Source organism: Pseudomonas sp. CIP-10 (assembly GCF_020911845.1).
Lineage (GTDB): Bacteria > Pseudomonadota > Gammaproteobacteria > Pseudomonadales > Pseudomonadaceae > Aquipseudomonas > Aquipseudomonas alloputida.
In genome coordinates, this window is sequence record NZ_CP087160.1 from 2,497,186 (window position 1) to 2,509,043 (window position 11,858).

Genomic DNA, 11,858 nt, shown 5'->3' on the forward strand with positions numbered 1-11,858 from the left:
GATGGATCATGTTCAGACGCCTTGTTCACGGGCCATGTGTCGAGCGATGCGCACGGCATCCCACAGCGCTGGCAGGATCACCAGCGACACCGGCACCGCGGTGATGACAATGAAGGATTGCAGGGCCGTCACACCGCCTGCGCCAATGGTGATCAGCACCACCGCCGCCAAGCCCATGCCGATTGCCCAGAAACCGCGCAACCACTTCTTCGGTTTATCGTTGCTGGACATCGCCAGCGCCACGGTGAAGGCCATGGCGTCGCCATTGGTGGCCACCGAGATGAAACTCAGGAACAGGAACAGCGCGCTGACAAGGCCACCCAGTGGCAGGTGCTGCGTCACTCCCAGCAGCAGGTCTTCAGGCTTGGCGCCATGGGCGGTGACGATGCCTGGCGCTTGCAGCTCCAGGCCGATCCCGGTACCGCCCACCACGGTGAACCAGAACATGGTCACCAGCGGTGCGATGATCGACAGCGTCATGATGATCTCGCGGATGGTGCGGCCCCGCGAGATCCGCGCGACGTACAGTGCCACCATGGGCGCGTAGCCGATGAACCAGCCCCAGTAGAACACCGTCCACCAGTCGAGCCATTTGGGGTCGGCGCGGAACATCGTCAGGGGGATGAAGTGCTCCACGTGCAGGGCAAAGGCCGCCGGGAAACCGCCGAGGATGAACAGCGTCGGTCCGAATACCACCATGAACAGGGCCAGGCCGATCATCAACCAGACGTTGATCTCGCTGACAAAACGGATGCCTTTGAGGCCCACCAGGCACGAGACAGTGTACATCGCGGTCACCAGGACAATGGTCAGCGACTGGGTGACGATAGTGTTGGGCAACCCCCACACGGCGTGCATGGCGCTGCTGATCTGCAGGCCAAGGAAACCGATCGGACCGATGGTGCCGGCCACTACCGCGATGATCGAGGCAGCGTCGGCCAAGGTGCCGATCGGGCCCTTGAGCGCTCGCTTGCCGAACAGGGGGTAAAGCAGGGTGCGCGGCGCCAGCGGAAGGCCTTTATCGTAATGCAGGTGCATCAGCACGATCGCCAGCAGGCTACCCAGCACGGCCCAGGCCAGGAAGCCCCAGTGCACGAACGATTGCGCCAGTGCCGCGGTGGCCGCCGCTTCGCTGTGCGGTTGCAGGCCGGCGAAGAAGGGCGGCGGGCTGGCAAAGTGCATCAAGGGTTCGGCAGCGGCCCAGAAGGCGCCACCACCTGCCAGCAGGGCGCACATGATCACGGCGATCCAGTTGAAGGTGCTGACGTCCGGGCGCTGGGTGACCCCGCCCAGGCGTACACGCCCGCACCTGGAAAAACCGATGAACAGGCTGACGGCGAAGGTTGCCAGCATCAGCACTTGCCAATAGAGGCCAAAGGCCTTTGTCGACCAGGCGAACAGGGTATTGACCAGCGCCGACACGGTGTCGATGTCGATCAGCGCCGCCAGCAGGAAGGCGCCTAGGAATCCGCCGCTGATCAGGAACAACGGCCAGTCGATATCGCGTGCCATAGGCAGGCCCATGGCCTGGCCGTCGGCCTGCAAGGTAGTTGGGTTTTTCATGAAACCTCCGGAACCTGCGATTCTTTTTATTGTTGATGCTGTCCGTGCAAGGGGTTCAGGCCTGTGCCGTGGTGGCGGTCTCCAGCAAGCGCAACCAGTTCAGCCCCATGATGTTGCCCACGTCGTGCTCGGCAAAGCCGCGGGCGCGCAGGCCTTGGGCAATGTTGCGGAAGTCGCGGCTGTCGCGGAACCACTGCAAGGGCGCCGGCCAGTTGGCGTTGTCCCTGGAGCCTTCGCCGTAGTCCTTGTCCTTGCTCCAGCGGCCGTTGCGCATCCATTCCAGCACAGACAAGGGTTGCGCCTGGCACAGGTCGGTGCCGATGCCGATGTGCTCCACACCCATCAGGTCGGCGGTGCGCGCGACCATGTCGCAGAAACTTTCCAGGCTACAGTCCGAGGCACCCTTGAGGTGGAACGGATAGGTGCTGAAGCCCAGCAGCCCGCCGGACTCTGCGATCCCGCGTAGCACCGCATCGGATTTGTTGCGCTTGGCGGCGTGGAAGCTGGCAGGGTTGGCGTGGGAGATGATCACCGGTCGGCTGGACAGTTCAATGGCCTCAAGCGTGCTTCGCTCGGCGCTGTGAGACATGTCGATGAGCATGCCGACGCGGTTCATTTCGGCGATCACCTGGCGGCCGAAGCGGCTGATGCCGTTGTCCTCGCGCTCATAGCAACCGCTGGCCAGCAGGCTTTGGTTGTTGTAGGTCAGCTGCATGACGAACACCCCGAGCTGGCGGAAAACCTCCACCAGGGCAATGTCGTCCTCGATCGGCGAGCAGTTCTGGAAGCCGAAGAAGATACCCACCCGGCCCTCCTCGTGGGCCAGGCGGATGTCGCTGGCCGTGCGCACCGGGCGGATCAGCTCGGGCCATGTCTCGAAGCGGCGGTTCCACTCGCCCAGGCGTGACAGGGTTTCGCGGGCGTTTTCGTGGTAGGCGATGGTGGCGTGCACCGCGCTCAGGCCACCGGCCTGCATCTGCTGGAATATTTCCTGGCTCCAGTTGGAGTACTGCAGGCCGTCGATCATCAAAAGGTCGTGCATGGCATGTATTCCTTCAGGGCCGCAGGTAGGTGGTCTTGACCACGGTGTAGAAGTCGCGAGCGTATTGCCCCTGTTCCCGGGGGCCGAAACTCGAGGCTTTGCGGCCCCCGAATGGCACGTGGTAGTCGGTCCCGGCGGTGGGCAGATTGACCATCACGCAGCCGGTCTGGGCGCGGCGCTTGAAGTGGCTGGCGTGGCGCAGCGACTGGGTGATGATCCCGGCTGTGAGGCCGTACTCGGTATCATTGAGCGTGGCCAGCGCCTCTTCAAAATCGCGCACGCGGATCACGCAGGCGATGGGGCCGAACACTTCCTCGCGGTTGATGCGCATGTCGTTGCGGCTGTTGATGAACAAGGCAGGGCGCATGTAGTAGCCATCGGAGGCCAGTTGCAGGCGCTCGCCGCCTTCTATCAGGGTGGCGCCTTCGGCCTGGGCCAGTTGCAGGTAGGCCAGGTTCTGTTCCAGCTGGCGTGCGTCAGCGACCGGGCCGATCTGGACGCCAGCCTCCAGTGCATGGCCAACCTTGAGCTGGCGCATGCGCAGGCGCAGCGCCTCGACGAAGCGGTCGTGGATGCCGTCGCAGACGATCAGACGTGATGACGCAGTGCATTTCTGCCCAGTGCCAAAGAAGGCCCCGTTGAGCGCGCATTCCACGGCCAGTTCGAGGTCGGCGTCGTCCATGACCACCAGGGCATTCTTGCTACCCATTTCCAGCTGGCAGCGCACCAGGTTACCGGCGGTGGCCACCGCTACGCGTCGGCCCGTCTGCAGAGAACCGGTGAACGTCAGGGCATCGATCTCGGCGGACTCGATCAGGGCCTCGCCGACGTCGGCACCGCTGCCCATCACCAGGTTGAAGGTACCGTTGGGCAGGCCCTGACGGCTGATGATCTCGGTGAGCGCCCAGGCACTGGCCGGCACCAGGTTGGCCGGCTTGAACACCACGGCGTTGCCGAAGGCCAAGGCCGGGGCGATTTTCCAGGCGGCGGTGGCCATGGGGAAGTTCCATGGGGTAATGATGCCCACCACACCCACCGGTTCGCGATGCACTTCGATGTCGACCCCTGGGCGCACCGAGGCGGCAGTCTCGCCCATCTGACGCAGCACTTCGGCGGCGTAGTAATGGAAGAACTGGCCACTGCGGTTGACCTCGCCGATGCCTTCGGCCAAGGGTTTGCCTTCTTCTCGCGACAGCAGTTCGCCGAGTTCTTCCTTGCGGGCGATCAGCTCGTCGCCGATGGCCATCAGCACTTGCTGGCGGCTTTCCAGACCACTGGCGGCCCACAGGGGTTGAGCGGCGCGGGCGGCCTGGATGGCCTGGCGGGCCTGTTCGGCGCTGGCCTGATGGTACTGGCCGATCAGGTCGCCAGTGTCCGAGGGGCTGTAGTTGCCCAAAGTGGCGTGGCCTTCACACCACTGGCCATCGATGTAGTTGTTGTAGGTCTTGTGTGACATGGATGAACACCTCCGTTTGCATGGCATTCATCATGCGAGCAATATGCAGCAAATAAAAATTAATAAAAAAAATGCTTTGATAAGGAATGCTAACCATGTTGCCCGAGCTGAAAATCGCGCAGTTGCGTTACTTCGTACTGGTCGCCGAACACAAGAGTTTCCACGCGGCCGCCCGCCAGGCCTTTCGCACCCAGCCTGCGATATCCCTGGCCCTGCGTGAACTGGAGCAGAAGCTGGGGCAGGCACTGGTCGAAAAGGGCGGTGGCCGGGTAGAGCTGACGCCATATGGCGAGCATTGCCTCCCGTTGTTTCGTGGCTTGATCGAGCACCATGACCGTATTGCGCGTGAAGCCATGCTGTTTGCCCGGCATGAAATCGGCCAGGTCAGCATCGCCACCGTGCCTTCTGTGGCCAGCCGAATGCTGCCAGGGCCGCTGGCCCGCTTTGTGGCCGCGCACCCCAATGTGCAGGTCAGCATTCAGGACGGCACGGCCGAACGTGTGCAGCAGTTGCTCGCTCAAGGGCAAGTGGATTTCGGCATCAGCAGCCTGTGGGTGGACGATGACCAGCTTGAATTCGCCCCCATCGTGAATGATCAGGTTGGCGTGGTGTGCCGCAGCGACCACCCGCTGGTGCAGGCGGGGGGGCAGCTGCATTGGGCGCAGTTGCTGGGCGTGCCGATGATCCGCAACGGTACCTCGCAATTACTGGCGGGTACCGAGGCCGAGGGTTTGCTGGCCGATAGCCGGCTGTTCATTTCCAACATGATTTCGTTGATCGCCATGCTGGAGGAGGGGGTAGGGATCAGTACCTTGCCGTACCTCGCTTTTCCGCAGGAGAACGAAAAACTGGCGTTCGTGCCCCTTGTCGAGCCCAAGGTAGAACGGCACATCGGCATGCTCACCCGCAAAGGGCGCAGCTTGTCACCTGTGGCGGGGGCACTGATGGCGTTTCTGCAAGTGCAGTTGGCGAAGGCTAGCTGATTCGTTGGCCGTAGGGGCATGGCGCGCCATGGCCGGCACTGAGGTTCGCAAACGCACGCCCGGGCTTCAGATAACCGGGCCTGAAGGCACGCTGACACCTGCCAGCGTGGTGAACGAAATATCCTTGGCCGTCAGCAGAAAATCACGCACGTACGGCACCTCCAGCATGTCACTGCGCAGTGCCGCATAGAGGTTTGCCTGCAGGCCGTGTTCGCCAAGGCGCTTGGCGGTTACATAGCCGCGCGAACTGTATTCGTGCACGGCCCAGTTGGGCAGGCAGCAGACGCCGCGCCCAGACGCAACCAGTTGCATCATCATCACGGTAAGTTCTGAGGTGCGGACCTGTGCGGGCTCGACGTCGGCGGGGTCGAGGAAGCGGGTGAAGATGTCCAGGCGGGTGCGTTCGATCGGGTAGGTGATCAGTGTCTGGCTGGCGATATCGGTGGGCTCCAGGTACGGCTTGTGGCGCATGGCGTGGTGGTTGTCGATGGCCAGCAGTGCCTCGTAGCTGAACAACGGCACGTAGCTGATACCCGGCAGTGTCACCGGGTCGGAGGTCACCACCAGGTCCAGGTCGCCGCGCTCCAGGGCTGGCAGCGGCGCGAAGGAAAAACCGGAGGCGAGGTCCAGTTCCACCTCAGGCCAGGCGCCGCGGAACTCATCCACTGAAGGCATCAGCCACTGGTAGCAGCTGTGGCACTCGATGGCGATGTGCAACCGTCCGGCGCAGCCCCCGGCCAGCTTGCCCAGGTCCCGTTCGGTATTGCGGATCTGAGGCAGCACCTGATCGGCCAGCTGCAGCAGCTTCAGCCCGGCGCTGGTGAAGCGCACCGGCCTGGATTTGCGCACGAACAGTGGCATGCCGATGCGCTCTTCCATATCGCGGAACTGGTGCGACAGGGCTGATTGTGTCAGGTGCAGGCGCTCGGCGGCCTCGTGCAGGCTGTCGGTTTCACGCAGTGCGTGGAGGGTTCGCAGGTGGCGTAAATCGATCATGAGTAAAATGGCGGATCAACGCAGTAATGGCGGGTTTTCTTCACTGCTGCGTGATCCTGACAATTCCTTTGCTGGGTTTTCCGTGAGTGGGGTGAGGCTCAAGCCGCGTGATGCGCGGCGAGGTTGCAGTACTGCCCCTTGAAATACAGCAGCGGCTGCGTGGCAGCAGTGGCCTGCAGGTTCAACGCTTTGACTTCGCCAATCACGATCAGGTGGTCCCCGGCGGCATGTTCGGCGTGAATTTCGCAATCAAGCCAATGCAGGCTGCCGGCAATGATCGGGTTGCCCAACGGCGATGCTTGCCATTCGACGCCCTGCCACTTGTTGGCGCCGCGCCGGGCAAACTGGTTGGAAATGCCGACCTGTTCACCTGACAGGATGTTGACCGTGAAGCGCCCAGCCTGGCGAATTTTCGGGTAGCTGGCCGAACGGGACATCACACTGAATGACACCAGCGGCGGGCTCATCGATACGCTGTAGAACGACTGGCAGGTGAAGCCGATCGGCTCACCTTCGTGGTGCGATGTAATCACCGTGATGCCGGAGGCGTAGTGCCCGAGTGCCTGGCGAAAAGTCGACGGCTCGATCGCCGTACCGGAAAGCAACATGGTAGGTCCTGTGGCTGCATTGATTTCAGCGTGCGTTAGCGAGTTCCTGACGGACGATGGCTGCGCCTGCACTCAACGCCTTGAGCTTGCCGCTGGCTACCTGGCGAGGCAGGGGTGCCATGCCGCAGTTGGTGCAAGGGTAGAGCTTGTCGGCATCGACGAATTGCAGTGCCTTGCGCAGGGTGGCGGCGACCTGTTCGGGTGTTTCAATGGCATGGGTGGCCACATCGATGGCGCCGACCATGACTTTCTTGCCGCGAATCAGCTCGAGCAGGTCCATCGGAACATGCGAGTTATGGCATTCCAGCGAAATGATATCGATGCTGGACTGCTGCAGTTTGGGGAAGGCCTGTTCGTATTGCCGCCATTCTGAACCGAGGGTCTTTTTCCAGTCGGTGTTGGCTTTGATGCCATAGCCATAGCATATATGGACGGCCGTTTCGCACTTGAGGCCCTCGATGGCCCTTTCCAGGGTAGCCACGCCCCAGTCATTCACATCGTCAAAGAAAACATTGAATGCCGGTTCGTCGAACTGAATGATGTCCACGCCCGCGGCTTCCAGTTCTCTGGCTTCCTGGTTGAGAATCTTGGCGAACTCCCAGGCCAGTTTCTCGCGGCTTTTGTAGTGGTTGTCATACAGTGTGTCGATCATGGTCATGGGGCCGGGTAGCGCCCACTTTATCGGCTGTGTGGTGTGCTGGCGGAGGAACTTGGCATCTTCGACAAACACCGGTTTTTGTCGAGCGACAGCACCCACCACCGTCGGTACGCTCGCATCGTAGCGATCACGGATCCTGACAGTTTTCCGTTGTTCGAAATCAACGCCGCTGAGGTGCTCGATAAACGTGGTGACAAAGTGCTGGCGGGTTTGTTCGCCGTCACTGACGATGTCGATACCGGCGTGTTGTTGTTCTTGCAAGGCCAGGCGCAAGGCATCCTGTTTACCTTCGACCAGTTGCGCGTCTTGCAACTTCCACGGTGACCAGAGTGTTTCGGGTTGAGCAAGCCAGGCGGGTTTAGGCAGGCTGCCGGCCGTGGAGGTGGGTAGCAATGTGTTCATGAACAGTGACCTTGTGCTTTGAATGTTCAACGTGCGTATTGAGCGGACCATTGCGCTAGCGTGGCCTGGTAGGGTTTGACAAATTGCTCCTCGGCAAATTTGCCCTGCTCGATCGCCAGGCGGCTGCGCTCTTCCCGGTCGTAGACAATGCGCGTGAGCGAGTAATCCTGGTTGTTCAGGCTGGGCTGGTAGGCCTTGCCTGCGGGAGAATTGGCGTTGTAGATCTCGGGTCGGTAGATTTTCTGAAAGGTGTCCATGGTGCTGATGGTGCTGATCAGTTCAAGGTCGGTGTAGTCAGCCAGCAAGTCGCCGGCAAAATAAAACGCCAACGGGGCGACGCTGTTCGGCGGCATGAAATAGCGCACCTTCAAGCCCATTTTCTTGAAGTATTCATCCGTCAGGGAGTATTCATCCTGCTGATACTCAACCCCTAGCACAGGGTGCTGATTTTCGGTGCGCAGGTAAGTCCTGCTGCTGGATACGCTCAGGCAGATAACCGGTGGTTTGCTGAAATGCTCCTGGTAGGTTGGCGAGTTGACGAAGCATTTGAACAGGTTGCCATGCAGCTCGCCGAAATGATCGGGTGTGCTGAAGGTCGACCGATGCTTGTTATGCTCCAGTAACAGCACACTGAAGTCGTAATCGCGCACGTACGAAGAAAAGTTGTTGCCTACCATGCCTTCGAGGCGCGTATTGTTTTGGCGGTCGACAATATGGGTTTTCAAAATCTCGATCAGCGGCAGTGCATGGCCGTGCTGCGCATTTTCAATATTCATTTCCACCGATATGATGTCCAGCTCTACGCGGTAGCGATCATGCTCGGGGTTGTCCCAGTGCGCCAGCGCATTGAAACGGTTATTGATCATCGTCAAGGTATTGCGCAGGTTTTGCTGGCGGTTTGCACCCCGGGCCAAATTGGCGAAGTTGGTCGTGATGCGGGTGTTTTCGGCGGGGTGATAATGTTCGTCGAACGCAATGCGCTTGACGGTGAATGTTGGCGCTTTATTCATGGTGACGGCTTCCAGATGCCTGAGTGTGAGCAACTCAGTGCTGGTCAGTTGCGTAGGCTGAGTCGTTCACACCGTAATCTTGATGTGTTTGATTGAGGCGTATCCTAGGCGGGGCGCTGCATGAATGATATTGAAGTTATTTCACAGGTTTTTTAGCCCTGCTCATGATGCGTTGCCTGGTCGACTGCGGCATCATGGCTGCCTGGCCCTCACCTCACCCAGGAGACAGCGATGATCAAAACCGGCGATCAACTGCCCGACGTTACCCTTTATCAATACAACAGCGACGCAGGCGCCTGCGCGATCGGCCCGATGGCCTTTTCCATTCGCGAGCGTTGCAAGCACAAGAAGGTGCTGATCTTCGCGTTGCCGGGCGCATTCACGCCGACGTGCTCTGAACGTCACGTTCCCGGTTATGTCGCGGCGGCCCCTGCGTTGTGTGCGGCTGGCATTGACGAAATCCTGTGCGTCTCGGTGAACGATGCCTTTGTCATGAACGCCTGGGGCAACAGCATGCAGGTCGGGGATGCGGTCAAGATGATCGGCGATGGCAATGGCGAATTCAGCGAGGCGCTGGGGTTGACCCAGGACCTTTCGGCACGCGGTTTGGGGCGGCGCTCGCAGCGGTATGCGATGTTGGTCGACGACCAGGTAGTCCAGTACATTGCGGTTGAAAGCCCCGGCAAGTTCGAGGTCAGCGATGCGGCCAGCCTGCTGGCTGTGTTGCGCTAGCCATACCTTTGAGGCCTTGCCGACAACGGCTGTCAGGGCTGCCAGAACACTTTTCGAACCGGCCGCTAACAACAAGGTATAAACGGTTGAAACTTCACCAACTCAGGGCGCTGGTCGCCATTCATAACGCAGGCAGCATCCTCGAAGCCTCCAAGCTCATGCACATTACTCAGCCCGCGCTGAGCCGTTCGATCAAGGAGCTGGAGCGGGAGGTGGGGTTTACCCTGTTGCAGCGGTCGCACAAAGGCATGGCCCTTACCGAGGAAGGCAAGCGTGTCATCCGCCATGCCAACCTCGTGGTAGAGAGCATACGCCGCCTGCAGATCGAAGCGGCGAGCATTCAGGATGCGGCGCTGGGCGCCGTGTCGATCGGGGTTACGTCGTTGACGGCGATGCTCGATGGCGTCGATGAAAGTATCCTGGCCTTTCGGCGCAAGTACCCACGGGTGAAGATCACCATCACCGACCTGCGTCCCAGCCAGATCCTGCAGCGCTTGCGCGATGGCAGCCTGGACTTTGCCATTACTTCGCAGCAACCGCTGAGTCGGCTGAGCCTGGACTGGGAGGCGCTGGGCAGTATCAAGGGCAGGGTGATTTGCCACGCCTCGAATCGGCAGAAGTTCAGCCAGTCACTGCGCACCTTGCAATACGCCCCCTGGATCAGCCTGGACGAGTTGTCCGACCAGGCTTCGCAGTTTCACCAACTGTTCGAAGCCAATGGCCTTCGGGTGCCACAGAACACTGTTGAATGCACTTCAGTGATGATGGCGCTGAAGCTGTTGAAGAACACGGAATCGTTGATGACCATCAGCGAGCTGGCGGTGGACCAAGGGTCTACCTACGGTATCGATTGCGAGTTCGTAGCCATGGCGGTGCAGGAGTTGATTCCGGATTACCCCATCAACCTGGTCTGCATTGACCGCCACAGCCTCACGGCGCCTGCCCAGGAGCTGTTCCACAGCTTGCGCGGGCAGGTGCTCAAGCAGACCCGTCCCGTGGGGTCAGAAGTGGTAGTACATGCCTAGCGAGACGTTGCTTGGGTTATCGCCCGCCTGGTCCACCGGGGTCCCGGCGTAGGTGACCGACGAGGCGCGCTGGTTGGCGATCATGCCGAGGCGTCCATAGACGGCCCAGCGGGGGTTGATGAAATGGTCATAGCCGATCATCACACCCCACGCGTCCTTGTCACGGGCGCTGACCTGGCGTTGCATCACCGCCAGGCGCAGCACGTCCAGTTCGCCCACTGGCGCCATCATGCCGAAAGTGTACAGCGTGGTGCTGGGCGTGCCGGCCTGGTCCACATCCTGACGCTGCCAGGTGAGGCTGGTGGCCAGCGGGCCGAAATCGTAGAACGCCGACAGGCTCTTGAAATCGTTGGCGGTCTGGCGTGAAACGCCGCCGTCGTCCCATGGGTCGCTGTAGTAACGGTTGTAGGAGGCCAGCAACATCACCCGGCTGTTGCGGTACTGCAGCCGGGCGCCACCGCCACGCACGGTGCGCCCAGCGCTGGCGGCATCGTCGAAGCCGAAGCTCAGCGCGGTACCGAGGCTGAAGCCGCTGAAGGTCGGGCTGGTGTAGGCCAGGGTGTGCTTGGGGCGCAGGTCAAGGTAATAGGCGCCCTTGCCGGCGGCAGGCAGGGCCAGGTAGGTGTAGGGCGAGCCATAGGTGGCCAGGAACGGGTCGGCGTAGGTGGGCGTGGCCATGCCGTAGGTCTTGCCGAACTCGAGCTTGCCCAGGGTGCGCGAGCGCAGGGCGACTGTCGCCAGGCGCAGGGTACCGACGGTGTCCCAGGTGCCCTCCAGGGCCTCGCCATTGAGGTTGAAGCCCTCCTCGACGTCAAGCTCCACGACGGTATCGGGGTCAAGCGCCTTGCGTGCGTACAGCCCGAGCTTGTTGGTCCAGGCGCCGCCACCGGCCAGCCTGAAACCCGAGTGGTGCTGTGAGTCGTGATAGCTGGCGAATGCATCCACGGTGCCGTACACCTTGAGCGTGTCATCGAAGCCGTAATCCAGCCCGTAATAACCAAAACCCGGCGCAATCCGCGCGAGCGTCGGAAAACCCTCTGCCTGTGCCTGCGCAGCAAGGCAAGCCCCTTGGATCATCAACAGCAACGATGTAATGCGAGTGTTCATTCACGACTCCAGGCCAGCACGGTGATGGGGTGGCTTTAGCGTCGGTGAACAGAACGTTGCAGCGTGATTGCTTATTCGGTCAGGTCATGCCGTTTGGTTAATCAGGGGCTGGCGCGGCGTGTGGATTGGCGAGCGCATCCGCGTTAGACAGGCTTGGTACCTGCGTCAACGCTGCGCTACGGCTGCTGATTTGTGGGCGTTATTGGGGCCGCGCGCGGAGCGAGGGCGGACTGTGCGCCAGCGCAGGGCAGTTTGGCCAACGATCGCGCCGGCTAA

11 protein-coding genes are annotated in these 11,858 nt (G+C 61.0%); 3 read left to right on the forward strand and 8 right to left on the reverse strand.

All coding sequences use genetic code 11. The annotated features are described in order from the left end of the window. Positions 1-12 precede the first annotated feature (12 nt). Genes LMH93_RS11310 through LMH93_RS11320 form a run of 3 tightly spaced genes read right to left on the reverse strand, consistent with a single transcriptional unit; the run spans position 13 to position 4,061 of the window. On the reverse strand, positions 13-1,563 hold the full coding sequence (locus tag LMH93_RS11310; RefSeq protein WP_054888214.1) for a BCCT family transporter: 1,551 nt from the start codon (positions 1,561-1,563) through the stop codon (positions 13-15). Between the two features lie 55 nt (positions 1,564-1,618). Further along, the gene (locus LMH93_RS11315; protein ID WP_003254063.1) at positions 1,619-2,605 is read right to left on the reverse strand and encodes a dipeptidase; all 987 of its coding nucleotides are present in this window, start codon (positions 2,603-2,605) and stop codon (positions 1,619-1,621) included. Positions 2,606-2,618: 13 nt separating this feature from the next. After that, positions 2,619-4,061 (reverse strand): aldehyde dehydrogenase family protein, encoded by a 1,443-nt coding sequence (locus LMH93_RS11320; RefSeq protein WP_054888215.1) that lies wholly within the window; start codon positions 4,059-4,061, stop codon positions 2,619-2,621. A gap of 95 nt (positions 4,062-4,156) precedes the next feature. Here LMH93_RS11320 and LMH93_RS11325 point away from each other — a divergent pair, with 95 nt between their 5' ends. Then, positions 4,157-5,044, forward strand: a complete 888-nt coding sequence (locus LMH93_RS11325) for a LysR substrate-binding domain-containing protein (protein ID WP_003254059.1) — start codon at positions 4,157-4,159, stop codon at positions 5,042-5,044. Positions 5,045-5,110: 66 nt separating this feature from the next. Here LMH93_RS11325 and LMH93_RS11330 read toward each other — a convergent pair whose 3' ends face one another. From LMH93_RS11330 to LMH93_RS11345, 4 genes are all read right to left on the reverse strand, one after another. Next, positions 5,111-6,040 (reverse strand): LysR family transcriptional regulator, encoded by a 930-nt coding sequence (locus tag LMH93_RS11330; protein ID WP_054888216.1) that lies wholly within the window; start codon positions 6,038-6,040, stop codon positions 5,111-5,113. 98 nt (positions 6,041-6,138) lie between these two features. Then, complete coding sequence (locus LMH93_RS11335; protein ID WP_230065167.1) at positions 6,139-6,648, reverse strand: flavin reductase family protein; 510 nt, start codon at positions 6,646-6,648, stop codon at positions 6,139-6,141. Between the two features lie 25 nt (positions 6,649-6,673). After that, positions 6,674-7,708: a methionine synthase gene (locus LMH93_RS11340; protein WP_102885625.1), complete on the reverse strand. Its 1,035-nt coding sequence runs from the start codon at positions 7,706-7,708 to the stop codon at positions 6,674-6,676. Between the two features lie 26 nt (positions 7,709-7,734). After that, positions 7,735-8,718: a DUF1852 domain-containing protein gene (locus LMH93_RS11345; protein WP_100773799.1), complete on the reverse strand. Its 984-nt coding sequence runs from the start codon at positions 8,716-8,718 to the stop codon at positions 7,735-7,737. A gap of 231 nt (positions 8,719-8,949) precedes the next feature. Between LMH93_RS11345 and LMH93_RS11350 the strand changes: the two genes are divergently transcribed. After that, on the forward strand, positions 8,950-9,450 hold the full coding sequence (locus LMH93_RS11350; RefSeq protein WP_004576493.1) for a peroxiredoxin: 501 nt from the start codon (positions 8,950-8,952) through the stop codon (positions 9,448-9,450). 86 nt (positions 9,451-9,536) lie between these two features. Then, the gene (locus tag LMH93_RS11355) at positions 9,537-10,475 is read left to right on the forward strand and encodes a LysR family transcriptional regulator (protein ID WP_004576494.1); all 939 of its coding nucleotides are present in this window, start codon (positions 9,537-9,539) and stop codon (positions 10,473-10,475) included. Here LMH93_RS11355 and LMH93_RS11360 read toward each other — a convergent pair. After that, positions 10,452-11,582, reverse strand: a complete 1,131-nt coding sequence (locus LMH93_RS11360) for a porin (RefSeq protein ID WP_230065168.1) — start codon at positions 11,580-11,582, stop codon at positions 10,452-10,454. The genes LMH93_RS11355 and LMH93_RS11360 overlap by 24 nt on opposite strands. Between the last annotated feature and the right edge of the window lie 276 nt (positions 11,583-11,858).